The following is a 23,317-nucleotide window of genomic DNA, read 5'->3' as shown; positions in this document are numbered from 1 at the left end:
AACGGCAACAGATGGAGTGATCATGAGCAGGTTCACCGGCAAGAAGGCCGTCGTCACCGGTGGGACGCACGGCATGGGCCTGGCGATCGTCGAGGCGCTCCTCGCGGAGGGCGCCGAGGTCGTCCTGACGGGCCGCAGCGAGAAGACCCTCGAGGAGGCGCGGTCCGCGCTCAAGGGCCGGGCGGCACACGTCGTACGCTCCGACGCCGCGAGCATGGCCGACATCACCGCACTCGCCGCCCTGGCCCGGGAGAAGTTCGGGAGCGTCGACCATCTCTTCGTCAACCACGGCATCGCCGAGTTCGCCGAGCTGGCCGAGGTCACCGAGGCGTCCTGGGACCGGCACTTCGCGGTCAACACGAAGGGCGTCTTCTTCACCGTCCAGGCGCTGGCACCGCTGATCGCGGACGGCGGCTCGATCGTGCTCACCACGGTCGCCAACGATGTCGTCTTCCCCGGCCTGAGCGCGTACTCCGCGTCGAAGGAGGCGGCACGGGCCTTCGCCCATGTGCTGGCGGCCGAGCTGCTGCCCCGCCGTATCCGGGTGAACTCGGTCGCCCCGGGATTCATCAGGACGCCGACGATGGGAGTGGCCGGGCTGACCGAGGAGCAGCGCAGGGAGTTCGAGCGGCAGGGCGACGAGACCACGCCGCTCGGGCGCAACGGCACGGTCGAGGAGGTGGCGGCCGCATCGCTCTTCCTGGCGGCCGACGCGACCTTCACCACCAATGTCGAGTTCGCCGTCGACGGCGGATTCGCCCAGGGCCTCGTCGCCGCCCACTGAGGAACGGGGCCGCCCGGAGGGCCGGAGGGGGCCACGAGGCGAACGGCCGGGGCCGCCACCCCCCACAGGAGAGGCCCCGACCGTCGCACGGGACGGATCGCGCGGCGACCCGTATCTATGTCAGCGCCGGGCATGCGTTTTCTGTCACACCGCGGTACGTCACGTGGTGGTTGCACGTTGTACAAACATGGACGCGGGTGCCTTCCGGCCCGTAGCGTTCTGCCTCGCGCCGGGTTCGCGCGGGCCGTGGCAGCCGGCAAGGACCGATCAGGACGGCGAATCCCGGAGCCGTGGACCGCGGCGCCGGCCGAGGGGCAAGAGGGGGCGCGCGCAGTGCTGGGGGAGGACGCGGAGCTGACCGCCGCGGTGCTCGCTGCACAGGACGGGGACGAGACCGCCTTCCGTCTGGTGTACCGCACCGTGCACCCGCGGCTGCTCGGATACGTACGCACGCTCGTCGGTGATCTCGACGCCGAGGACGTGGCGTCCGAGGCATGGCTGCAGATAGCGCGCGACCTGGACCGCTTCAGCGGAGACGCCGACCGCTTCCGCGGCTGGACGGCCCGGATAGCCCGCAACCGCGCCCTCGACCACATACGCATGCGCGGCCGCCGCCCCGCGGTCGGCGGCGACGAGGAGGAGCTGACCGGCAAGCCCGGCTCGGCGGACACCGCGGGCGAGGCGATGGAGGCGCTGGCCACCGGCGACACCATGGCGCTGATCGCGCAGCTCCCGCAGGACCAGGCGGAGGCCGTGGTGCTGCGGGTGGTGATGGGCCTGGACGCGAAGAGCGCCGCGAAGGCCCTGGGCAAGCGCCCCGGAGCGGTGCGTACGGCCGCGCACCGGGGACTGAAACGACTGGCGGAACTGCTCGGCGGACAGGACGAGATGCTCGGTGTCGTGCCGCCGCAGCGAGGACGCCGCGGGCGTGCCGCGAGCTCCGCGGGTGTGACGCAATCGCGGATGCGGACGCAGAAGGACATGTGATGGCCGACGAGCGCTTTAAGTGGCTGGACGAGGACGCGGCAGAGCAGCTGCTGCGTGGTGAGCCCCTCGACGCCGTCGACGACGACGCACACGCACGGGCCGGCCGCCTGCAGGCGGTCCTGGGCGCGGCCAAGGCCGCCCACCACCCGCAGCACGAGGAACTTCCCGGCGAGGAGGCCGCCCTCGCGGCATTCCGTGCGGCGATGGGCGCGGGTGCGGGCGCCGGGCGCACCGGGGCCCCGGTCCGTACGGGCTCCGGTGTGCACATCGCCGGCGGCCGCGGCCGGAGCTCCACGCGCTGGGGCCGCCCCGTCCGCTTCGGCCTGGCCGCGACGCTCGCCGTCTGCACGCTGGGCGGGGTCGCGGTCGCGGCCGGTACGGGAGTGATCCCCACGCCGTTCGGCGGCCGGTCCGAACCGGGGCCCGCGGCCTCGGTGTCCGCGGTGGCCACACCGCCCGATCCGCTCTCCTCGCCGTCCGCGGACCCCTCCGAGCCCGGCATCGCCGGCTCCGGATCCCCGGACCCGGACGGCGGGCCGAAGGACGACGACGACCCGGCGACCGGGGACGGCGGGCACCCCTCGCAGGGCGATCCCGACTCCCCGACGGAGCAGGACGGCGGCGACAAGCCCTCCACCGGCGGTGACAAGGATCACCGTCCGCCCGGCGGCTGGTACGAGCAGGCGATCGACGCCTGCCGCGACCACCGCGAGGGCCGCCCGCTCGCACCCGGTATCCAGCGCAGGCTGGAGAAGGCGGCGAAGAACGCCTCGGACGTGAAGCGCTTCTGCGACCGGCTCCTCGACCGGCAGGGCCAGGGCGGCGGCGAGTCCGGGGACGGCAAGGGCGACTACGACGGCGGCGACGGAGGTGACGGCGACGACAACGAGAGCGGCGGCCCGTCCGAGCCGGACGACCCGTCCCCGTCGAACGCACCCGCCCCCGACCCGCCGGCGGGCTTCGCCCCGCCGCCCGCCACCGAGACGCCCGAGCCGAGCGCCTCGGGCTCTGCCGCGGCCGGCTCCACGGCCTGATCCGGGCCCGCCCTACTGGGGTGTAACACTCTCGGAGCACCCGGCGCAGTAATGAGTGAGCCGACTGGTCATCGGCCCGCACGAGCCGGGGTTCCCCCCGTACCCACGGCTCAGTGCAGTTGGCGAGGGTGGGACACGTTCCCCCGGTCCCACCCTCGCTCTGCACCTCTCTCGGTAGCCGCGCGTCGCAGGAGCCGCGCTCACCGATACACGACGACCTTGTCGCCCTTGCGGACCTGGGCGAAGAGGGACGCGATGCGCTCCTTCTTACGGACGTTCACACAGCCGTGGGACGCGCCCGTGTAGCCGGCTGCCGCGAAGTCCGACGAGTAGTGCACCGCCTGCCCGCCGCTGAAGAAGAGGGCGTACGGCATCGGGGTGTCGTAGAGCGTCGACACGTGGTGCCGCGACTTCCAGTAGACGGTGAACTCGCCCTCGCGGGTGGGCGTGTACTGCGAGCCGAAGCGGACGTCCATGGTCGAGACGGCCTTGCCGTCGACCATCCAGGTCAGGGTGCGGCTGGTCTTGCTGATGCACAGCACACGGCCGGTCAGACAGCGCTTGTCGGGCTTCGCGGGCGGCTGGTCGCCCGCGGCGTAGAGCTGGAAGTACGTCGGCTTCCCGGTCATGCCGGTGAGGCGGCCCCAGGTGGCGCGGTCCGTGGTGCCGGTGCTCGGCAGGCCGCGCTTGGTCTGGAAGCCCTTGACCGCCTTCACCGTGGCGCTGTCGTACTCGCCGCTCGGGCCGGGCCCGAAGTACCAGGCGATCTGGGCGAGGCGGGCCTGCAGCTCCCGCACCCGGCGGCCGTCGTCGCCCGGCGCGGCGACCGGCGGCGGTGCGGAGGACGCCGGTGCGGAGGACGACGGCGATGCGGCCGGGGAGCCCCCGCCCCTGGCGTCGTCCGGCGCCGCAGTGAGGGGAGGCGGCTGCTTCCCCGTGGCGGAGCCCGTCGCGCCCACGCTCCCGCCGTCCGCGGTGCTCACCTTGCACCCCACCGCGCCGAGCAGCACCACAACTGCGGCCGCCCCACCGGCCGTTGCCCGCCACCCGGCCCCCGCTCTCCGCTGCATCCCGTCCCCCCGACGTCTGCGCCCCGCCGTCCGCGGACCACGTGTCCCCCGGATGCTTCCCGCGCATCACCAAAGCCGAACGCCCACCGGGGGAAGGCCCCGGCGACCACGGAACCACCCCCCCGGGGCGGGAGGCCCTCCAACGGGTGAACCGGGGCGGAGAGCCCGCACCGCCGGTTACTCTCGACAAGAGTGATCCCCGAAGGAGGTTGCCGTGGCTGTGATGCACCAAGAGCTGACCCTGGGCGAGGCCGCCGACCTGCTCTCGCACGCTCTGCCGCCCGGGCACCGCGTGGAGATTCTCCAGGGGAGGCTGACTGTGACACCGCCGCCGGACGGGTCGCATGCCCTGTCGTTGACCTCGCTCATCGAGGCATTCGCCGCGGCGGGGGCGCGGCAGGCAGGACTCCGGTATGTCCAGGGCATCGGCCTGTGGCTCCCCGGCCGGTCCGAGGACTACGCGGTGCCCGACCTCTCCGTCGTCGACGACGACTTCCGCGACGCCCACGTCCAGAAGAACTGCTACGCGCCGAACGTCTTCCGTCTCGTCCTGGAGGTCACCTCCTCCAACTGGTCGGACGACCTCGGACCCAAGGTCGAGTGCTACGCCGAGGCCGGCGTTCCGGTGTACGTGGTGGTGGACCGCAAGCACGATGAGGTGCTCCTTTACCAGGGACCCGAGGACGGCCGGTATCCGGCGCCGGAGCGGTTCGAGCGCGGTCAGCAGGTCCGGGTGCCCGAGGCCGTCGGGGTGACCGTCGAACTGTCGGTGGACACGTTGCTCGACGGCGACTGACCCTGGCCGCAGGCGCCGTCCTGCACGGGGCGTCCGGTATGCGGAACGGTGTGTTCGTGTCGTACGGCGCGTGTCAGACTCGCCCCCATGCTGGGTGTCACCGATCTGCCGACGTATCTCGTGGGCGTTGCTCTCATCGTCCTTCTGCCGGGGCCGAATTCGCTGTACGTGCTGTCCGTCGCCGCCCGGCGCGGGGTGCGGACCGGGTATCGGGCCGCGCTCGGAGTCGTCTGCGGTGACACGGTCCTGATGACGCTGTCCGCGGCGGGCGTCGCCTCGCTGCTGCAGGGCAATGCGGTGCTGTTCGGGATCGTGAAGTACGCCGGGGCCGGCTATCTGACCTGGCTCGCGATCGGGATGCTGCGCGCGGCCTGGACGATGTGGCGGACCAGGGCCGAGCGGGCCGCCGCCGCTTCCGAGTCGCCGGCTGCCGCCGAGGGCGAGGCCGAGCGCCCGTATCGCAGGGCCTTCGTGGTGAGCCTCCTGAACCCGAAGGCGATCCTGTTCTTCATCTCCTTCTTCGTGCAGTTCGTGGATCCCGGGTACGCCTATCCCGCGCTGTCGTTCGTGGTGCTCGGGGCGTTCGCGCAGATCGCGAGCGTGCTCTACCTGTCCGCGCTGATCTTCGGCGGGACCCGGCTGGCGGCCGCCTTCCGCAGTCGCCGGCGGCTCTCGGCGGGGGCGACATCGGCGGCCGGCGCGGTGTTCCTCGGCTTCGCGGTGAAGCTCTCGCTCAGCAGCGCCTGAGCCGGGGCCGGAGCCCTTACCCCCGTTTCAGGGCCGCCCGGATCCGTGGTGTGAAGCGGTCCTCGACGCAGCGGTTGAGCAGCCGGGCGAGACCCAGCATCAGGGCGATCGTGACGAGCACCGTGAGGTGGCTGGGCAGTCCGAGCCCGCGGTGCAGGGCGCCCACCGACACCCAGCCCAGGTGCTCGTGCACCAGATAGAACGGATAGGTCAGCGCGCCCGCCGTGGTCAGCCAGGTACAGTCGACGCGGCTCAGCAGGCCGAGCGCCACGGCGGCGACCGCGGCGAAGCCGAGCGTGACCACCGCGATGATGCCGACGGACGGGCGGAACGAGAAGAAGTCCGGGTCCGGTGCGTGCCACAGCCGGTCCACCGCATAGTGCTGGCCGAGCAGCCAGCTGACGCCGACGATGCCCCAGGCGGTGACGTCCTGCCGGTCCCGGTGCACGAGGTACAGGCCGATTCCGCCGATGAAGAACGGTGCGTACTCCGGCATCAGGACCAGATCGAGCAGCGGCATCGAGGCCGCCTCGGCGATCACCGCGGCCAGCGTCCAGACCGCGCAGAACAGCACGACACGGCGCCGGTTCGCGCCCGGCAGTACGACACAGAGCGCGAACAGGGCGTAGAAGCGGACCTCCGCCCACAGCGTCCAGCACACCCCGAGCACCCGGTCCGCGCCGAGCGGCTGCTGCAGCATGGTCAGGTTCACCAGGAAGTCGCTGGGCGAGACGGCCGCGTAGACCACCGGCGGCAGTGCGAAGACCGCGGTCACCAGGATCACCGCCGCCCAGTACGAGGGCAGCAGACGGGCGGCGCGGGAGGCGAAGAAGGAGCGCAGCGGCCGCCCCCAGCCGCTCATACAGATCACGAATCCGCTGATCACGAAGAAGATCTGCACCCCGAGACAGCCGTACGCGAACCAGCTGTGCGCGGTCGGGAACTGCACGCTCGGCGAGCTGCCCCAGGCCTCGGAGATCTCGCCGTCGCGGCCGCCGTAGTGGTACAGGGCCACCATCAGGGCGGCGATCAGGCGGAGTCCGTCGAGGGCGCGCAGACGCGCTGCGCCGCGGGGCGCCGGCGACGATCCGGAGGCGGTGGGCGCCCTGGCGCCGGGCCGCGCGTCCGGATATGTGGTGGTGGGCGTACGGGGACGGGTCGAGGTCGTCATCCGAGCGCGGCCCGCTTCACGGCGCGCGCCCGGCGGGCGACCCGGCGGACCGTCGAGTTCCGTGGGATGAAGCCCAGTTGGGCCGGTACGGCGCCGGGCAGCGCGAGCGAGGTGAGCCGGCGCCGCTTGAAGTAGCGACGGGTGCGGGCGTTCAGATGCCGGCCGAGATAGTCCTCGGCGGCCGGGCGGAGTCCGGGGTTGATCCCCGGCTGCATGGCGAAGCCGACCGCCGTGAGCAGCCCGGCCAGGCGGGCGGCCTCCGCGTCGAGCACCTGCGCCTCGACGGCCCCCCGGTCGGTCAGCTCGGGAAGCAGCGCGTCGACGACGGTGACCGGCACCCGGTTGCTGTTCTCGTACGGGGTCAGCCGCTCAAGGAGCAGCTCGGTGCCGATCCGCGCGACCGGCAGTCCATACAGGGAGGCGGCGGTGAGCAGCGCGGTGGAGAAGCAGCCCACCACGAGCGCGGGCCGCAGCCGCTGGAAGACCACCTCGGCGAGCAACGGCCGGTCGAGGACGGTCAGTTCGGCGCCGAGCCGCTCCGCCTCCTCCTCCAGGAGCCGCGACCAGCGGGCCGGTGCGGTGGGGTGCGGCTTGAACACCACGCGGGTGTGGCCGAGTTCGAGTACGCCGCGCAGCATGCGGACGTGCAGCTGCTCCTCCTCCTCGGCGGTGAGGATGCCGAGCGCGGATAGGTACTGGCCGAGCAGCAGCGGCGGCCGAGCGCTGTCGAAGCCGTCCGGCAGATCCAACTCATCTGCTGTGTCGGTGAGTTCACCGAGCACCTTGACGAAGCTCTCGGTCGGCACCAGCTCCGGCGGTACGTCGAACTCGGTGAGCAGCAGCGGCTTGAGACCCGGCACCAGGTCCAGGTGCAGCAGGCGGCCGATACGGGTGCCGATCAGCGGGTCGAGCTTGCTGCGGGTGGGGCCGTAGCTCATCAGGCCGTCCGCGTACACGACGACGGGCGCACCGTCGAAGATCTGCGTGACCGCAAGGGACGGGTTGACCTGGATGGACTCGACGGCCAGCTCGATGCGGTCGTCGCCGAGGTCCCACAGCATCCGCAGATACCGCTCCCACAGCGGGACGTCGTCCTGCCGCGGGGCCCAACCCCCGGGATGGAAGGGGGAGATGGCGGCGTTCCAGGACACCACCGCGTCGAAGCGGCCGGCGAGCCGGTCGAAGCCGGGCATCGTGTCGAGCGACGGTGTGGTCTCGGGCGTGGCCGCGTTGTTGCTCACCAGGAGCAGCCGCCGGTCGGCGGGTCCGAACAGGCCCGCGTCGAGTGCGGCGGCCAGGGTGGCCGTGCCGTACAGGGTGGAGGCGAAGAAGATCTGGGTGGTGCGCCGGGCCATCAGGCCGCCACCTCCGCGGAGACGGGACGGCGCCTGAGCCGGCGCAGGCGGGTCGCGCGCGGGGCGTCCATCGAGTCGAGTGCGTCGTTCAGAATGTCCTGCGGCATTCGCTTCAATGCCGCCGCGCTGAGGGAACGCAGCTTACGGGCCACGGGTGGTTCGAACCTTTCGATGGAACCGAGATGGTGCGAAATGATGGCGCAATACGTGCGCACGGCTTTCGGCAGCAATTGTGCGGCCTCCGGGTCCTGAGCCGTTTCCCGGATCACCTGGTCGAAGGCGCGAATGAAGTCGAGTTGCCGTACGTCCCCGATCTGGGTGAGCGACGAGGACACACCGCGCCGGTAGAAAACACCGAGAAGTCCGAGCACGGCGAACGATTCCGCCTCCCGGTGCAGCCGCCAGATCCACGGCCGGTCCTCGGCGGTGCGCAGCCCGTCGGTGAAGTGAAGCAGCCCGCGGTCGGCGAGCCGCCGGTGGTACATGCCGGCCCAGGCGTACGCGTAGTCCACCGGCGTCGACCGGTCGGCGGGCAGGATCACCTCGCGCGGCACCAGGACCTCGCCGCGCCGGCCGTACGGGACCCGGTGCACGCTGCGCGCCCGCGCGGTGCACTGCACATGGTCGGTGCGCACGAAGTCGCAGCCCAAGTCCTCGATGCGGGAGAGGAGTTCGGGATAGTGGCCGGGGGCGAGCCAGTCGTCGCCGTCCAGGAAGGTGAGGTACTCGCCGCGCGCCGCGTCGAGTCCGGTGTTGCGTGCGGTGGCCAGGCCTCCGTTCCGCTCGTGCCGCAGGACGCGCACCTCGGCGAGGCCGGCGTCGGTGAATTCACGGGCGGTCTCCTCGAGTATGTCGGGCGTGCGATCGCTCGAGCAGTCGTCGACGAGCAGGAATTCGAAGTCGGCACGTGCGTTGGCCCGCAGACTTCTCAGAGTGTCGGGCGCGTATTGCTGCACGTTGTAGAACGGCACGATGACGGAGAGCTTAACCACGCGGGTGACGTTAGGTGTCCCGCCGCCATTCGTCTTGACTCCCTGGAAGATGGCAGGTGAACGAAGCGTGGCAGATCGGTGAACCGGCCCGGGGAGCGGGCCGATTCGCCAATCGTCGATGTGCTGTTAACCGTTTGTTGTATTCGGGTTGGGCCGCGGATCCGAATGGCTTTCTAGCGTCTGCGACGTGCCAAGTACCGACAGGAAGCCACGGGTCGCCGTGCTCGCCGACTCCGACACCCGCTGGAAGTGGGGCGCGCTCACCGCGCACCGCATCCTCGCGGCGGACTCCGCGCCCGTCCCCGCCCTCGACGGCTATCTGCTGCGCGGCCGGGCGACGCCCACCCCGCGCCAGCTGACCGAGGTCGGCGTGCGCGCCGACACCCTGCGCGAGGTCACCGGGGTCGAATTCCTCGAGGCGCTGCGCGAGGAACCGTACGACGTGGTGGTCCTGGCCCTGGTCGGCGGGGGAGTGCAGGCCATGCTGCACGGGCTCGCGCACGCCTGGCGCGGCCGTGCCCGCCGGCCCGTCGTCGTCACCGGCTATGTCGGGGTCGTCTACGAGAAGCTCGCCGACGGACTGCTCCTTCGGCACGGAGCCGATGTCGTACTCGCCAACTCCCGCCAGGACGCGGAGCGTTTCCGCGCGGTGTACGAGGGCGTGGGCGCGGACGCGTCGAGCGTGGTGGAGACGGCGCTGCCCTTCCTCGGCGGCGAGCGATACGCCCCGCACGACCAGCACGACCAGCACGACCAGCACGACCCGCACATCCCGTACACCGTCGTCTTCGCCGCGCAGCCGTCCGTGCCGGTGACCCGCGCCGACCGCAGCCACCTCCTCGGCCGGCTGATCCGGCACGCGCAGCGGCACCCCGCCCGCGAGGTGCTGCTCAAGCTCCGCTCGCGCCCCGGCGAGCACACCACGCACATCGAGGAACTCCCGTACCAGAAGCTGGCGCAGAAGGCGGGCGGCCTGCCGCCCAACCTCCGTCTGGTGTACGGGCACATGGGCGAGGTCCTGGACCGCACCGACCTCCTGGTGACCGTCTCCTCGACGGCTGCCCTGGAGTCCCTGCACCGGCGCATCCCCACCGCGATCCTCACCGACGTCGGCATCCGCGAGACGCTGGGCAACCACCACTTCATCGGCTCCGGCTGCCTCGCCTCCTTCGACCAGCTCGACGCCGGACATGTGCCCGAGCCGGACGCGCACTGGCTGGCCCGGCAGGGCGTCGCGTCCGACGGCGACTACGCGCACGCCTTCGACGCGGCCCGCGAGCGCGTCGCGGAGCTGCGCGCCCGGCCCGAACTCCCGCCCCTGGCCCCGTACTACACACCCGTCACCGCCCCCGGCTACCAGCCCGGCATCCTCGCCCGCCACCACCTCGCCCCCGACGGCGCACCCCTGCCCGGCGCGCCCGCGAACACCGAGGTCTCCGGCGTACGCCGCGCGGTGCGCGGCGCGATGCGGGACGCGGCACGCGGCGCGTACCGGCACGGCGTACAGCGCGTCGCGCCGGTCATCCGGCGGATGGGGGAGCTGTGAGCAGCCTGCGCCCGGCCCGTTCATAGGACTCGCCGACCCCTCCCCGTCCGTAGCCCCCACGCCCCTTCGCCAAGGAGACCTGCCCATGACCAGTCCGGAACCCGCAGCCGATCCGGGCGTCCGCCCGGCCGGCAGCGCGGGCCCCCGCCGCGTGCTCGCGGTGATCCCCGCGCGCGGTGGCTCGAAGGGTGTGCCCGCCAAGAATCTCGCCCCCGTCGCCGGTGTGCCCCTGGTGGCCCGTGCCGTACGCGAATGCCGGGCGACCCGTCTGGTCACCGACGTGGTGGTGTCCACCGACGACCAGGCCATCGCCGAAGTGGCCCGCGCGGCCGGCGCCGAGGTGGTGCTCAGGCCCGCCGCCATCGCCGGCGACACCGCGAGCAGCGAGGCCGCCGTGCTGCACGCGCTCGACTCCCACGAGGCGCTGCACGGCTCCCCGGTGGACGTGGTGCTGCTCGTGCAGTGCACCAGCCCGTTCCTGGCCCGCGAGGACGTGGACGCGGTCGCGGCGGCGGTCGCCGAGGGCGACGCGGACACCGCGGTCACCGTGGCCGCCTTCCACGGATTCGTCTGGCGCGACAGCGCGGACGAACTGGCCTCCGGCCCGCCGCGCGCGGTCGCCGCACAGGGCGCCGTCGCCGGAGCCGTACGCCCCGCAGCCGCTGTGACCGGCGCCGGCGGCCGGCCCGCCCTCGGCGGCTACGGCGTCAACCACGACAAGTCCTTCCGGCCGCGCCGCCAGGACCGCCCGCAGGACCTGCTCGAGACCGGCGCCGCCTACGCCATGGACACGGCCGGCTTCCGCGAGCACAGGCACCGGTTCTTCGGCCGCACCGACCTGGTGCGCACCGACCCGGCCCGGGTCCTCGAGGTCGACGACCCGCACGACCTGGCCAGGGCCCGCGCGCTCGCCCCGCTCCTCGACCGGCCCGAACTCGCCGAGCGCCCCGGCCGGGACGACATCGACGCGATCGTGATCGACTTCGACGGCACCCAGACCGACGACCGCGTCCTGATCGACGCCGACGGCCGCGAGATCGTCGCCGTGCACCGCGGCGACGGACTCGGCGTCGCGGCCCTGCGCAGGGCCGGACTGCCGCTCCTGATCCTGTCCACCGAGCAGAACCCGGTCGTGGCCGCCCGCGCCCGGAAGCTCAAGATCCCCGTCCTGCACGGCATCGACCGCAAGGACCTCGCACTGAAGCAGTGGTGCGACGAGCAGGGCATCGCCCCCGAGCGGGTCCTCTACGCCGGCAACGACGTCAACGACCTGCCCTGCTTCGGCCTCGTCGGCTGGCCGGTCGCGGTCGCCGGCGCCCACGACGTCGTACGCGACGCCGCCCGCGCCGTCACCACAAGCCGCGGCGGCGACGGCGCGATCCGGGAGATCGCCTCCTGGATCCTCGGGCCCTCCCTCTGAGGACCCCGACACCCGGGCCCTCCCTCTGCGGCCTACCCCGACCGATTTCCCGCACCACCCCATTCACGTAAGGAAGACCATGAGCACCTCCCGCCTCCGCACCCTCGGCAACAAGACCGCGGGCCCCGGCCGCCCCGTCTACGTCACCGGCGAGATCGGCATCAACCACAACGGCGACCTCGACAACGCCTTCGCCCTGATCGACGCCGCCGCCGAAGCCGGCTGCGACGCGGTCAAGTTCCAGAAGCGCACCCCCGAGATCTGCACCCCGCGCGACCAGTGGGACATCGAGCGCGACACCCCCTGGGGCCGGATGACGTACATCGACTACCGTCACCGCGTCGAGTTCGGCGAGGACGAGTACCGCGCCATCGACGAGCACTGCAGGAAGCGCGGCATCGATTGGTTCGCGTCCCCGTGGGACACCGAGGCCGTCGCCTTCCTGGAGAAGTTCGACGTGCCGGCCCACAAGGTCGCCTCCGCCTCGCTCACCGACGACGAGCTGCTCCGCACCCTGCGCGCCACCGGCCGCACCATCATCCTGTCCACCGGAATGTCGACGCCGAAGCAGATCCGGCACGCGGTCGAGGTGCTCGGCTCCGACAACATCCTGCTCTGCCACGCCACTTCGACGTACCCGGCGAAGGCCGAGGAGCTCAACCTGCGGGTCATCAACACCCTCAAGGACGAGTACCCGAACGTCCCGATCGGCTACTCCGGCCACGAGACCGGCCTGCAGACCACCCTCGCCGCCGTCGCACTCGGCGCCGCCTTCGTCGAGCGGCACATCACCCTCGACCGCGCCATGTGGGGCTCCGACCAGGCCGCCTCCGTCGAGCCGGGAGGCCTGACCCGCCTGGTCCGCGACATCCGCACCATCGAGGCCTCCCTCGGTGACGGCGTCAAGAAGGTGTACGAGTCGGAGCTCGGCCCGATGAAGAAGCTGCGCCGCGTCCCGGGCGTCGTCGCCGATGCGGAGTCCGGCGCCGAGTCCGCGCAGGCCCCCGAGCCCGTCGCGGTCTGAACGGAACCCGCACGGTGAAGCCCACCCCCCACGGGCCCGGCACCGCCGGCGCTGCCGGGCCCGTGTCCACCGCCCCCGGCAGCGGGGCGTCCGGCGGCGGGACGCTCGCCTTCGTGGAGAGCCCCGTCCAACTGCTCAACGTCCTGGAGTGGGCGCACGCCGACACCCTGCGGGCACCGGCCGCCGAACCGGCCGAGCGCGCGCGGACGCCCGAACCGGCCGCGGACAGCGGGCCGCCACCCCCCACCGTCGTGGTCCTCGCCCCCACCGACCCCATGACCCGCGGCCAGCTCCGCCGGATGTCCGAACTCGCCCGCGACGAGGGCATGCGGGTGCGCTGGGAGGAGGCGCGCGGCGGCGCCACCGCGCCCCTGCGCACCATCGGCTCACTCGCCGCCGAACTCCGCCGGGCCCGGCGCATCGTCATCGGCGACCCCTTCTCCCGGTACGTACAGCTGCTGCTGACCATCACCCGCGCCGACGAGCTCGTGGTGGTCGACGACGGCACCGCCACCATGGAGTTCATCGCCCAACTCGCCCGCGGGGAACGCCTGGTGCGCTGGCACCGGAGCGGCGGCCGGCCCGGCGCGCGGGATCTGGCCTTCGCGCCGTTCGCGACCCGCGCGCGCCGCAGGCTCACCCCCTCCGACGCCCGTACGGTCGAGGTGTTCTCCTCGATGCCGGTCGAACCGCCGCCCGAGGTGACCGTCACGCCCAACGCCTTCGCCTGGACCCGCGCCCGGTTCGGCCCGCCGCGCATCACCCGCAGCGCCGATCTGGTGGGAACGTCCTTGGTGGAGACGGGAGTTGTCGACCCGGACCGCTATCTGGAGGCGGTCGCCTCGCTGGCCCGCGACCACCGGGCCACCCGCTACTTCGCGCACCGCCGCGAGAGCGCCGAGAAGCTGCGCCGCCTCGCCACCGAGACCGGACTCGAAGTCGTACGCCCCGACCTGCCGCTCGAACTGATCGCCCGCCGCGGCCCGATAGGCCGTACGATCCTCAGCTTCCCGTCGACCGTCGTGCACACCCTGCCGCTGGCACTCGCCGGAACCGGCGTGGAGGTCGCCGTCTGCGACATCGACCCGGACTGGCTGACCGAACATGCGTCCCCACGCGCCCAGGGCTTCCTGTCCGGCGTCACCGGCACCGCCCGTGACGTGCACCGACTCCAGTCCGTACGCACGGTGTGACCAGGAGGCAAATAAAACGGCATACCCTTCTGCGTCCGAGGCCATGCACCACCGGGCCCACTTTCTTACGCCAATCCGGCTGAACTTTTGTTGATCGTGGGTCAGTTGACCCCTGCATCGGCCTACCCTTCACAGGGTGAACCAACTGATGTCCCGCGAGTCGGACCCCTCGGAAGCCGAGTCCGCGCCCGGAGCCGATCTCCCCGGCGCGCTCCCGGACGGCCTGCGCGCCGAACTCATCGCCTTCCGCCGCGACTTGCACATGCACCCCGAGCTCGGGAACCAGGAGTTCCGTACCACCGCGGCGATCAAGGAGCGGCTCGAGCGGGCCGGCCTCGCCCCCCGCGTACTCGACACCGGGACCGGGCTCCTGTGCGACATCGGCGATCCGGACGGCGGGCGCCCGATGCTGGCGATCCGCGCGGACATCGACGCCCTGCCCATCCCGGACACCAAGGACGTGCCCTACCGCTCCACCGTCCCGGACCGCGCACACGCCTGCGGCCACGACATCCACACCACCGTCGTGCTCGGCGCGGGCCTCGTCCTCGCCGCGCTGCACGCCGCGGGCCGGCTGCCGCGGCCGGTACGGCTGATCTTCCAGCCCGCGGAGGAGGTGCTGCCCGGCGGGGCCTCCGAGGCGATCGAGTCGGGCGCGCTGGACGGGGTCGGCCGCATCATCGGCGTGCACTGCGACCCGAAGGTCGACGCGGGCCGGATCGGTCTGCGGCACGGCCCGATCACCTCCGCCTGCGACCGCCTCGAGGTCTCCCTCGACGGGCCCGGCGGCCACACCGCGCGCCCGCACCTCACCACGGACCTGGTGACGGCCGCCGCCAAGGTGGTCACCGACGTGCCGGCGCTCGTCGCCCGTCGGATCGACGCGCGCTCCGGACTCGCGGTGACCTGGGGCCGTATCGAGTCCGGGCACGCCTGCAACGTCATCCCGCAGCACGCGGAGCTCTCCGGTACGGTCCGCTGCCTCGACCTGGACGCGTGGCGGCAGGCGCCGGACCTGGTGCACGGGGCGATCCAGGAGATCGCGGACCTGCACCGTGCGAAGTCCGAGATCAACTACATCCGCGGCGTCCCGCCGGTGGTCAACGACCCGGCGGTCACGGACCTCCTGCGCGATGCGATGGCTCTGCGCCGCGGGGTCCACTCCGTGGAGGACACGGAGCAGAGCCTCGGTGGCGAGGACTTCTCCTGGTACCTCGAGCACGTCCCGGGCTCCATGGCGCGCCTCGGGGTCCGTCCCCCGGGCGACACGTCGCGCCGCGACCTGCACCGGGGGGATTTCGATGCGGACGAGGCGGCCATCCCCGTCGGCGTGGAACTCTTCACAGCGGCGGCGCTACTGGACACGTAATCCGGTCCGCCGTCTTGAGCCTGTCCACCGTCTTCAGCCTGTCCGGCAACTCCCGCCCGTCCGGCGACTTCAGCCGGTTCGGCAGCTGCCGCCTGTCCGGCAACTCCCGCCGGTTCGGTGACTTCAGCCGGTTCGGCAACATCAGCCCGTCCGGCATCTTCAGCCCGTCCGGCGTTTGAGGACATCTTTCGGCCCGTTCAGGGCCAATCCAGCCGGTCCGGCGTTTGAGGACATCTTTCAGCCCGTCCGGCGTTTGAGGACGAGGCCCGTTCAGGGCCGTTGCGGTTCCAGGCGTCGGCCTGGCGGCCTCGTCCTCAAGCGCCGGACGGGCTGAATGTTGGCCTGGCGGCCTCGTCCTCAATCGCCGGACGGGCTCTTTTCTTGGCCTGGACGGCCTCGTCCTCAAGCGCCGGACCGGCTGAGATTTGCCCTGAACGGGCTGAAGGGCGTGCCCGAGCGGCGGAAAGATGCGGTCCCGCGCGGGGCGGCGCATGATGCAAAAACGGAGGTCCACGAACCACGGTTCGATAACGGAACACCCAACCCTCGTTCCACCCCATTTCTACGCGCGTTACAGTGCGCCGAACTTGGCGAGGGCCAGGGGCTGTTGAGAGGGAGTGCCACTGATGCGTCCGATTACGAGGTTCACCCGAGCCGCGGCCTCCGTCGCGCTCCTTGCCCTGGCCGCCACCGCCTGCGGCGGCACCAGCTCAGACTCCGGCGACTCCGACGACGACGGCAAGTCCAAGGGCATGGCCATCGCGTACGACATCGGCGGCGAGGGCGACCAGTCCTTCAACGACGCCGCGGCCGCCGGCCTCAAGCAGGCCCAGAAGGAGTTCGGCTACAAGGGCACCGCCGTCGAACCCAAGGACGGCGAGTCCGACGCGGACAAGGTCCAGCGACTGAAGCAGCTGGCCAAGCAGGGCTACGACCCGGTGGTCGGCATCGGCTTCATCTACGCCAACGCCACCAAGGAGGCCGCCGCCGCCTACCCGGACACCACCTTCGGCATCGTCGACGACGCCACGGTCAAGGCGGAGAACGTCGCGGCCCTCGTCTTCAACGAGGAGCAGGGCTCGTACCTGGCCGGCGTCGCCGCGGCGAAGGCGACCAAGTCCAAGACGGTCGGCTTCGTCGGCGGTGTGGACGTCCCGCTGATCCACAAGTTCGAGGCCGGTTTCGCGCAGGGCGTCAAGGACACCGACCCGAAGGCCAAGGTCATCACCCAGTACCTCACCGAGACCGCCGAGGAGGGCGGCTTCTCCAGCCCGGACAAGGGCAAGGCGGCCGCCGAGGCGCAGCTGGAGAAGGGCGCCGACGTCATCTACCAGGCCGCGGGCCTGTCCGGTCAGGGCGTGATCGAGGCCGCGGCGAAGGCCAAGAAGTGGGCCATCGGGGTGGACTCGGACCAGTACGAGCAGAAGGCCCTGGCCGCGTACAAGAGCTACATCCTGACCTCGGCGACGAAGGACGTGGGCGGTGCGGTGTACTCGCTCGCCAAGTCGGTCGAGGACGGGAAGCCGCTGACCGGTGAGCAGCGGTTCTCGCTCAAGGAGGACGGCGTCGGGGTCACGGACTCGAACCCGAAGTTCGGCGAGATCGAGGGGCTCGAGGCGGCGGTCGACGCGGCGAAGCAGGACATCATCGACGGCAAGATCAAGGTTGCGACGACGCCGTAGCCAATCCCAGCCCGTCCGGCGTTTGAGGACATCTTTCGGCCCGTTCAGGGCCAATCCAGCCGGTCCGGCGTTTGAGGACGAGGCCCGTTCAGGGCCGTTGCGGTTCCAGGCATCGGCCTGGCGGCCTCGTCCTCAATCGCCGGACGGGCTCTTTCTTGGCCTGGACGGCCTCGTCCTCAATCGCCGGACGGGCTCTTTCTTGGCCTGGACGGCCTCGTCCTCAAACGCCGGACGGGCTCTTTCTTGGCCTGGACGGCCTCGTCCTCAATCGCCGGACGGGCTTGATTTGCCGGACCGGCTCCATTGGCACAGCCATATAACGGCTCCGCCACCCCCCTTTTACCGGGAGGTCTACGCGCGTTACTCTGCGGCGAAGCCAGCCCGTCGAGCCCACCCTCCGCCGACGAAGTCAGCCGCGTCGATCCCCCTCCGCCGACGCACGTACAAGGAGCACTACACATGCGCCGGGTATCCCGAGCAGCGGTCGCAGGCGCTGCGTCCGCCGCCCTCGCCCTCTCCGTAGCCGCCTGCGGCGGTACGTCGAACCAGTCCTCGTCCGCCAAGGGCGACGGCAAGTCCAAGGGCATCGCCATCGCGTACGACGTCGGCGGCCAGGGCGACCAGTCCTTCAACGACGCCGCGCATGCCGGCATGACGCAGGCCGAGAAGAAGTTCGGCTACGAGGGCAAGGACGTGGAGCCCAAGGACGGCGAGTCCGACGCGGACAAGGTCCAGCGCCTGACCGCGCTGGCCAAGCAGGGCTACAACCCGGTCGTCGGCGTGGGCTACGCCTACGCGACCGCCGTCAAGGAGGCCGCGGACAAGTTCCCGGACACCACCTTCGGCATCGTCGACGACTCCACCATCGAGGCGAAGAACGTCGCCGATCTGGTCTTCAGCGAGCAGGAGGCCTCGTACCTCGCGGGCGTCGCCGCCGCCAAGGCCACCAAGACGAAGCACGTCGGCTTCGTCGGCGGCGTGGACGTCCCGCTGATCCACAAGTTCGAGGCCGGCTTCGCACAGGGCGTCAAGGACACCGACGCGAAGATCAAGATCGACCGCCAGTACCTCACCGAGACCCACGAGGAGGGCGGCTTCTCCAGCCCGGACAAGGGCAAGGCGGCCGCCGAGGCGCAGCTGGAGAAGGGCGCCGACGTCGTCTACCACGCGGCCGGCCTGTCCGGCCAGGGCGTGATCGAGGCCGCCGCGAAGGCCAAGAAGTGGGCCATCGGGGTGGACTCGGACCAGTACGAGCAGAAGCCGCTGGCCGCGTACAAGAAGTACATCCTGACCTCGGCGACCAAGGACGTCTCCAAGGCGGTCTTCAATCTCGCCAAGTCCGTCCAGGACGGCAAGCCCACCACCGGCGTGCTGCGCGGCGACCTGAAGTCCGGCGAGGTCGCCCTCTCCGACTCGAACCCCGAGTACGCGAAGAACAAGGAAATCCAGGAAGCTGTGAAGAAGGCCGAGGACGGCATCGTCGGCGGCAGCATCAAGGTCCAGGAGAAGCCGTAACAGCAGGGAAAAACGCTCGGAACGGGGTGCGGGGAGTTTGGCTCTCGGCACCCCGTTCGACAGTCGATCCACAGCACTAGGGCCCCGCGAGGACGGCGGCCCCCTTTCCCCAGGAGAGTGTGCCATCGTCACGTCAAGCAGCCCGCCGAGCGGTGACAGCGCCGCTCCGAGCCCAGGAACCGCTCCCGCGGTGGCGCTCGCGGGCATCACCAAGCGCTTCCCGGGCGTCGTCGCCAACCACGACATCCACCTGAGCGTCCACAAAGGCACCGTGCACGCCCTGGTGGGCGAGAACGGCGCGGGCAAGTCCACCCTGATGAAGATCCTCTACGGCATGCAGAAGCCGGACGAGGGCACCATCGAGGTCGACGGCACCCAGGTGACGTTCGCCGGCCCCGCCGACGCGATCGACCGCGGCATCGGCATGGTGCACCAGCACTTCATGCTCGCGGACAATCTCACCGTCCTGGAGAACGTGGTCCTGGGCAGCGAGAAGCTGGCCGGCATCGGCGCCCGCGCCCGCCGCCGCATCGCCGAGATCTCCGAGCGCTACGGCCTCGGGGTGCGCCCCGACGCCCTGGTGGAGGACCTGGGCGTGGCCGACCGGCAGCGCGTGGAGATCCTCAAGGTCCTCTACCGCGGAGCGACCACCCTGATCCTCGACGAGCCGACCGCCGTGCTGGTCCCGCAGGAGGTCGACGCGCTCTTCGACAACCTGCGGGAGCTCAAGGCGGAGGGCCTGAGCGTCATCTTCATCTCGCACAAGCTGGGCGAGGTGCTCTCGGTCGCCGACCACATCACGGTGATCCGCCGCGGCACGACGGTCGGCACCGTCGTACCCGCGGAGACGACCACGCGCCGCCTCGCCGAGCTGATGGTCGGCAGCGAGCTGCCCACTCCGGAGACCGCCGAGTCCACGGTCACCGACAAGCCCGTCATCCAGGTGGAGGAGCTCCGGCTGACCGCCGACGGCGGGCGCCCGGTCCTGGACGACATCTCCTTCACCATCCACGAGGGCGAGATCCTCGGCCTCGCGGGTGTCGAGGGGAACGGCCAGACCGAGCTGATCGACGCCCTGATCGGTCTCGACAAGGCCGACTCCGGCGTCATCCGCCTGGCCGGTGACGACATCACCGACCGGGCCACCCGCCACCGCCGGGAGCAGGGCATCGGTTACATCCCCGAGGACCGCCACCGGCACGGCCTGCTCCTCGAGGCCCCGCTGTGGGAGAACCGCATCCTCGGGCATGTCACCGAGAAGCCCAACACCCGCGGCAAGCGCGGCATCTGGCTCGACCCGTCCGCCGCGCAGGCGGACACCCGGCGCATCGTCGAGGCGTACGACGTCCGCACCCCCGGCATCGACGTGCCGGCCGCCTCGCTCTCCGGCGGCAACCAGCAGAAGCTGATCGTCGGCCGCGAGATGACCCACAAGCCGCGCTTCCTGATCGCCGCGCACCCGACCCGCGGTGTGGACGTCGGCGCCCAGGCGCAGATCTGGGACCAGATCCGGGAGGCCCGCCGCGAGGGACTCGGCGTACTGCTGATCTCCGCCGACCTCGACGAGCTGATCGGCCTGTCCGACACACTCCGGGTGATCTACCGCGGCAGGCTCGTCGCGGACGCGGATCCCGGGTCCATCACCCCGGAGGAGCTGGGTTCGGCGATGACGGGCGCCGCGTCCGGCCACCTGGTGGCCGACGACACGGACGAGAGCGCACCGGACGCCCCGGGCAAGGAAGGTGCCTGATGAAGAAGTACGACAGGGTCGGCCGGCGGATCGCCTTCGCGGCGGCCGGACCGGCGATCGCCCTGGTCGCCGCCGTGGCACTGACCTCGGTGGTACTGCTCGTCTCGGGCAAGAACCCGTTCGAGCCGTACACCGTGATGTTCGAGCAGGCCACCTTCTCGGACATCCAGGTACTGATCCTCAATGACGCCGCCGGCTACTACATCGGCGGTCTCGCCGTGGCCATCGGCTTCCGGATGAACCTCTTCAACATCGGTGTGGAGGGCCAGTACCGGCTCGCCGCGATGGTCACCGCGGTGGTCGGCGCGAACGTCGCGCTCCCGGCCGCGCTCCAGCTGCCGATGCTGATCCTGGTCGCCATGCTGACCGGCGCCTTCTGGGCCGGTATCGCGGGCATCCTCAAGGTCACCCGCGGAGTCAGCGAGGTCGTCTCGACGATCATGCTGAACTCCATCGCCACCTCGGTGATCGGCTACTTCACGCTGCCATCCGTCTTCGGCGTCCAGGTCGGCAACAACAAGACGACGGGCGAGATGGCCGAGTCCGGCTGGTTCCCCGGCATCGACATGGGCGCGGCCGGCGAGGTCTACGGCTTCGTCTTCGTCGCCGTCGCCCTCGGCATCGCGTACTGGGTGATCCTCAACCGCACCCGCTTCGGCTTCGACCTGCGGGCCACCGGCGCCTCCGAGTCGGCGGCCGCGGCCAGCGGCGTCGACGCCAAGCGGATGGTGTTCACCGCGATGCTGATCTCCGGCGCGGTCGCCGGCCTCGCGGGCATGCCGATCCTGCTCGGCGACACCCACACGTACAGCCTGTCCTTCCCGACCTCGCTCGGCTTCACCTGCATCACCATCGCGCTGCTCGGCCGCAACGGCCCGGTCGGCATCGCCTTCGCGGCGCTGCTGATCTCCTGGCTGGACAACGCCTCGGCGGAGCTCGACTACGTCGGCTACGACACCGAGATCGCGGTCATCATGCAGGGCCTGATCGTGATCGCCGTCGTCGTCAGCTACGAGGCGGTACGCCGCTGGCGGCTCCGCGCCCAGCAGCGCATGGTCGGCGAGGAGCTCGCGGCAGGACACACCAAGCCAACGGCGCCCGGTGATCCGGGCGACGACGACACCGAGAAGGAGGTGGCGGCCCGATGAGCGCCACGGTTCTCAGCAAGCCCTCGGCGGCACCGGCACCCGGCCGCCGCAAGCTCAGCCTTCCGGTGGTGCTTCTGGTCATCGCCGGTGTCCTCGCCCTGACCTCGATCGTCCGGCTGATCACCGGCGCGGACGGCATCACCAACGTCAGCCAGATGTCCACCGCCCTGAAGCTCGCGGTGCCGATCGGCCTCGCCGGCCTCGGCGGCCTGTGGGCCGAGCGCGCGGGCGTCATCAACATCGGGCTCGAGGGCATGCTGGTCCTCGGCACCTGGTTCGGCGCCTGGGCCGGCTATCAGTGGGGCCCGTGGACCGGTGTCCTGATGGGCATCGTCGGCGGCGCGATCGGCGGTCTGCTGCACGCGATCGTCACCGTGACCTTCAATGTGAACCACATCATCTCCGGTGTGGCGATCAACATCCTGGCGCTCGGCGCCACCCGGTACGCCTCGGCCTTCACCTTCGAGAACGCCCCGCAGGGCACCTCCAAGCAGTCGCCGCCGGTGGATTCGCTCGGCTCGTTCTCGATCCCAGGACTCTCCGACGGCCTGACGACCCTCAACAACAAGGGCTGGTTCCTGATCTCCGACGTGGCGGGACTGCTCGGCGGCCTGGTCACCAAGATGTCGCCGCTGACCCTGATCGCGCTCGCCCTGGTGCCGGTCACCTGGTGGATCCTCTGGCGCACCTCCTTCGGCCTGCGCCTTCGCTCCTGCGGTGAGAACCCGGTCGCGGCGGAGTCCCTCGGCGTCAACGTCTACAAGTACAAGTACCTGGCCGTGATCATCTCCGGCGGTCTGGCCGGCCTCGGCGGCGCCTTCCTGTCGATCGTCGCCAACCCCTTCTATCTGGAGGGCCAGACCGGCGGCCGCGGTTACATCGGCCTCGCGGCGATGATCTTCGGCAACTGGATGCCGGGCGGACTCGCCCTCGGCGCGGGCCTGTTCGGCTACACGGACAGCCTCAAGCTGCGCGGCGGTACGGAGAATGTGCACGCCCTGCTGCTGCTCACCGCGATCCTGCTGCTGATCGGCGCGATCTGGCTGCTTGTCCGCAAGAGGTACGTGCCCGCGCTCGTCACCGTGGCCGTCTCGGCCCTGATGTTCCTCTGGTACGCCACCACGAACGAGGTGCCCACCCAGGTCGTCACCGCCACTCCGTACGTGGTGACGCTGCTAGTCCTCTCGCTCTCGGCCCAGCGACTGCGGATGCCCAGAGCGAACGGCAAACCGTACCGAAAGGGCCAGGGAGCATGACCGACGTCGACTGGGAAGCCCTGCGCGCTGCCGCCCGGGACGCCATGTCCCGTGCCTACGTGCCGTATTCGGGCTATCCGGTCGGCGCCGCGGCCCTGGTGGACGACGGCCGCATCGTCGCCGGCTGCAATGTGGAGAACGCCTCGTACGGCATCGGCCTGTGCGCCGAATGCGGTCTGGTCTCCGCCCTGCAGCTCGGCGGCGGCGGCCGCCTCACCCACTTCACCTGCGTCGACGGCCACGGCGAAGTCCTGGTCCCCTGCGGCCGCTGCCGCCAACTCCTCCACGAATTCGGCGGCCCGAAGCTCCTGTTGGAGACCCCGGAGGGGATCCTCCCGCTGTCCGCCATGCTCCCGCAGGCCTTCGGTCCGGAGCACCTGACTTCTTCTTTCAGCCCGTCCGGCCCTTCCAGCCCGTCCGGCGATTGAGGACATCTTTTCCCCAAGCCCGTCCGGCAGGACCTTGGGGAAGGGGCGGT

General features: G+C 71.2%; 21 protein-coding genes. 17 read left to right on the top strand and 4 right to left on the bottom strand.

What is annotated here, in order from left to right; genetic code table 11:
* Positions 1–22: 22 nt before the first annotated feature.
* From DY218_RS23020 to DY218_RS23010, 3 genes are all read left to right on the top strand, one after another.
* Positions 23–784, top strand: a complete 762-nt coding sequence (locus tag DY218_RS23020; RefSeq protein ID WP_128558036.1) for an SDR family oxidoreductase — start codon at positions 23–25, stop codon at positions 782–784.
* A 333-nt stretch (positions 785–1,117) separates the two neighbouring features.
* Positions 1,118–1,771 carry an RNA polymerase sigma factor gene (locus DY218_RS23015; RefSeq protein WP_128558035.1) on the top strand — a complete coding sequence of 218 codons (654 nt, stop codon included), beginning with the start codon at positions 1,118–1,120 and terminating at the stop codon, positions 1,769–1,771.
* Complete coding sequence (locus tag DY218_RS23010) at positions 1,771–2,805, top strand: hypothetical protein (RefSeq protein WP_128558034.1); 1,035 nt, start codon at positions 1,771–1,773, stop codon at positions 2,803–2,805. Before DY218_RS23015 ends, DY218_RS23010 begins: the two co-directional genes overlap by 1 nt.
* A 200-nt stretch (positions 2,806–3,005) precedes the next feature.
* On the opposite strand, the gene DY218_RS23005 is transcribed toward DY218_RS23010, so the two are convergent.
* Positions 3,006–3,875 carry a L,D-transpeptidase family protein gene (locus tag DY218_RS23005; protein ID WP_128558033.1) on the bottom strand — a complete coding sequence of 290 codons (870 nt, stop codon included), beginning with the start codon at positions 3,873–3,875 and terminating at the stop codon, positions 3,006–3,008.
* Positions 3,876–4,098: 223 nt separating this feature from the next.
* Here DY218_RS23005 and DY218_RS23000 point away from each other — a divergent pair, with 223 nt between their 5' ends.
* Both DY218_RS23000 and leuE read left to right on the top strand, forming a co-directional pair.
* Positions 4,099–4,671 carry a Uma2 family endonuclease gene (locus DY218_RS23000; RefSeq protein WP_128558049.1) on the top strand — a complete coding sequence of 191 codons (573 nt, stop codon included), beginning with the start codon at positions 4,099–4,101 and terminating at the stop codon, positions 4,669–4,671.
* A gap of 87 nt (positions 4,672–4,758) precedes the next feature.
* Positions 4,759–5,418, top strand: a complete 660-nt coding sequence (gene leuE / locus DY218_RS22995; protein ID WP_128558032.1) for a leucine efflux protein LeuE — start codon at positions 4,759–4,761, stop codon at positions 5,416–5,418.
* Between the two features lie 16 nt (positions 5,419–5,434).
* Here leuE and DY218_RS22990 read toward each other — a convergent pair whose 3' ends face one another.
* Genes DY218_RS22990 through DY218_RS22980 form a run of 3 tightly spaced genes read right to left on the bottom strand, consistent with a single transcriptional unit; the run spans position 5,435 to position 8,936 of the window.
* On the bottom strand, positions 5,435–6,589 hold the full coding sequence (locus tag DY218_RS22990) for an acyltransferase family protein (RefSeq protein WP_128558031.1): 1,155 nt from the start codon (positions 6,587–6,589) through the stop codon (positions 5,435–5,437).
* A complete protein-coding gene (locus tag DY218_RS22985; RefSeq protein WP_128558030.1) occupies positions 6,586–7,944 on the bottom strand; it encodes a polysialyltransferase family glycosyltransferase in 1,359 nt (452 codons plus the stop codon). Before DY218_RS22985 ends, DY218_RS22990 begins: the two co-directional genes overlap by 4 nt.
* On the bottom strand, positions 7,944–8,936 hold the full coding sequence (locus DY218_RS22980) for a glycosyltransferase family 2 protein (protein ID WP_128558029.1): 993 nt from the start codon (positions 8,934–8,936) through the stop codon (positions 7,944–7,946). The genes DY218_RS22985 and DY218_RS22980 overlap by 1 nt, the downstream gene beginning before the upstream one ends.
* Positions 8,937–9,123: 187 nt before the next feature.
* On the opposite strand from DY218_RS22980, the gene DY218_RS22975 reads away from it, so the two are divergent.
* From DY218_RS22975 to DY218_RS22925, 12 genes are all read left to right on the top strand, one after another.
* Complete coding sequence (locus tag DY218_RS22975) at positions 9,124–10,482, top strand: DUF6716 putative glycosyltransferase (protein ID WP_128558028.1); 1,359 nt, start codon at positions 9,124–9,126, stop codon at positions 10,480–10,482.
* A gap of 85 nt (positions 10,483–10,567) precedes the next feature.
* Positions 10,568–11,902, top strand: coding sequence for an acylneuraminate cytidylyltransferase (locus tag DY218_RS22970; RefSeq protein WP_128558027.1), 1,335 nt, complete (start codon positions 10,568–10,570; stop codon positions 11,900–11,902).
* 79 nt (positions 11,903–11,981) lie between these two features.
* Positions 11,982–12,926 carry an N-acetylneuraminate synthase family protein gene (locus DY218_RS22965; RefSeq protein WP_128558026.1) on the top strand — a complete coding sequence of 315 codons (945 nt, stop codon included), beginning with the start codon at positions 11,982–11,984 and terminating at the stop codon, positions 12,924–12,926.
* 62 nt (positions 12,927–12,988) lie between these two features.
* On the top strand, positions 12,989–14,119 hold the full coding sequence (locus tag DY218_RS22960; protein WP_128558048.1) for a hypothetical protein: 1,131 nt from the start codon (positions 12,989–12,991) through the stop codon (positions 14,117–14,119).
* Positions 14,120–14,267: 148 nt separating this feature from the next.
* On the top strand, positions 14,268–15,488 hold the full coding sequence (locus DY218_RS22955) for a M20 family metallopeptidase (RefSeq protein ID WP_128558047.1): 1,221 nt from the start codon (positions 14,268–14,270) through the stop codon (positions 15,486–15,488).
* Positions 15,489–15,502: 14 nt separating this feature from the next.
* On the top strand, positions 15,503–15,667 hold the full coding sequence (locus tag DY218_RS34305) for a hypothetical protein (protein ID WP_158574098.1): 165 nt from the start codon (positions 15,503–15,505) through the stop codon (positions 15,665–15,667).
* A gap of 447 nt (positions 15,668–16,114) precedes the next feature.
* Positions 16,115–17,170 (top strand): BMP family lipoprotein, encoded by a 1,056-nt coding sequence (locus DY218_RS22950; RefSeq protein ID WP_128558025.1) that lies wholly within the window; start codon positions 16,115–16,117, stop codon positions 17,168–17,170.
* A gap of 459 nt (positions 17,171–17,629) precedes the next feature.
* The gene (locus tag DY218_RS22945) at positions 17,630–18,685 is read left to right on the top strand and encodes a BMP family lipoprotein (protein WP_128558024.1); all 1,056 of its coding nucleotides are present in this window, start codon (positions 17,630–17,632) and stop codon (positions 18,683–18,685) included.
* A gap of 190 nt (positions 18,686–18,875) precedes the next feature.
* Positions 18,876–20,435, top strand: coding sequence for an ABC transporter ATP-binding protein (locus DY218_RS22940; RefSeq protein WP_233521828.1), 1,560 nt, complete (start codon positions 18,876–18,878; stop codon positions 20,433–20,435).
* Entirely contained in the window at positions 20,435–21,583 is a 1,149-nt protein-coding gene (locus tag DY218_RS22935; protein WP_128558023.1) for an ABC transporter permease, read from the top strand. Before DY218_RS22940 ends, DY218_RS22935 begins: the two co-directional genes overlap by 1 nt.
* Positions 21,580–22,839: an ABC transporter permease gene (locus DY218_RS22930; protein ID WP_128558022.1), complete on the top strand. Its 1,260-nt coding sequence runs from the start codon at positions 21,580–21,582 to the stop codon at positions 22,837–22,839. The genes DY218_RS22935 and DY218_RS22930 overlap by 4 nt, the downstream gene beginning before the upstream one ends.
* A complete protein-coding gene (locus DY218_RS22925) occupies positions 22,836–23,267 on the top strand; it encodes a cytidine deaminase (RefSeq protein WP_128558021.1) in 432 nt (143 codons plus the stop codon). Before DY218_RS22930 ends, DY218_RS22925 begins: the two co-directional genes overlap by 4 nt.
* The last annotated feature ends 50 nt before the right edge of the window (positions 23,268–23,317 follow it).

Source organism: Streptomyces triticagri (assembly GCF_003429565.1).
Classification (GTDB): Bacteria; Actinomycetota; Actinomycetes; order Streptomycetales; family Streptomycetaceae; genus Streptomyces; species Streptomyces triticagri.
The sequence above is the reverse complement of the archived record's forward strand: the minus strand, read 5'-3'. Positions and strand labels throughout refer to the sequence as shown.

What these genes read in the sequence shown, in the direction of transcription:
- DY218_RS23020 (WP_128558036.1), top strand. Translation starts at nt 23, where the DNA reads ATGAGCAGGTTCACCGGCAAGAAGGCCGTCGTCACCGGTGGGACGCAC.
- DY218_RS23010 (WP_128558034.1), top strand. Translation starts at nt 1,771, where the DNA reads ATGGCCGACGAGCGCTTTAAGTGGCTGGACGAGGACGCGGCAGAGCAG.
- DY218_RS23005 (WP_128558033.1), bottom strand. Translation starts at nt 3,875, where the DNA reads ATGCAGCGGAGAGCGGGGGCCGGGTGGCGGGCAACGGCCGGTGGGGCG.
- DY218_RS23000 (WP_128558049.1), top strand. Translation starts at nt 4,099, where the DNA reads ATGCACCAAGAGCTGACCCTGGGCGAGGCCGCCGACCTGCTCTCGCAC.
- leuE (WP_128558032.1), top strand. Translation starts at nt 4,759, where the DNA reads ATGCTGGGTGTCACCGATCTGCCGACGTATCTCGTGGGCGTTGCTCTC.
- DY218_RS22990 (WP_128558031.1), bottom strand. Translation starts at nt 6,589, where the DNA reads ATGACGACCTCGACCCGTCCCCGTACGCCCACCACCACATATCCGGAC.
- DY218_RS22985 (WP_128558030.1), bottom strand. Translation starts at nt 7,944, where the DNA reads ATGGCCCGGCGCACCACCCAGATCTTCTTCGCCTCCACCCTGTACGGC.
- DY218_RS22970 (WP_128558027.1), top strand. Translation starts at nt 10,568, where the DNA reads ATGACCAGTCCGGAACCCGCAGCCGATCCGGGCGTCCGCCCGGCCGGC.
- DY218_RS22965 (WP_128558026.1), top strand. Translation starts at nt 11,982, where the DNA reads ATGAGCACCTCCCGCCTCCGCACCCTCGGCAACAAGACCGCGGGCCCC.
- DY218_RS22955 (WP_128558047.1), top strand. Translation starts at nt 14,268, where the DNA reads ATGTCCCGCGAGTCGGACCCCTCGGAAGCCGAGTCCGCGCCCGGAGCC.
- DY218_RS22950 (WP_128558025.1), top strand. Translation starts at nt 16,115, where the DNA reads ATGCGTCCGATTACGAGGTTCACCCGAGCCGCGGCCTCCGTCGCGCTC.
- DY218_RS22945 (WP_128558024.1), top strand. Translation starts at nt 17,630, where the DNA reads ATGCGCCGGGTATCCCGAGCAGCGGTCGCAGGCGCTGCGTCCGCCGCC.
- DY218_RS22935 (WP_128558023.1), top strand. Translation starts at nt 20,435, where the DNA reads ATGAAGAAGTACGACAGGGTCGGCCGGCGGATCGCCTTCGCGGCGGCC.
- DY218_RS22930 (WP_128558022.1), top strand. Translation starts at nt 21,580, where the DNA reads ATGAGCGCCACGGTTCTCAGCAAGCCCTCGGCGGCACCGGCACCCGGC.
- DY218_RS22925 (WP_128558021.1), top strand. Translation starts at nt 22,836, where the DNA reads ATGACCGACGTCGACTGGGAAGCCCTGCGCGCTGCCGCCCGGGACGCC.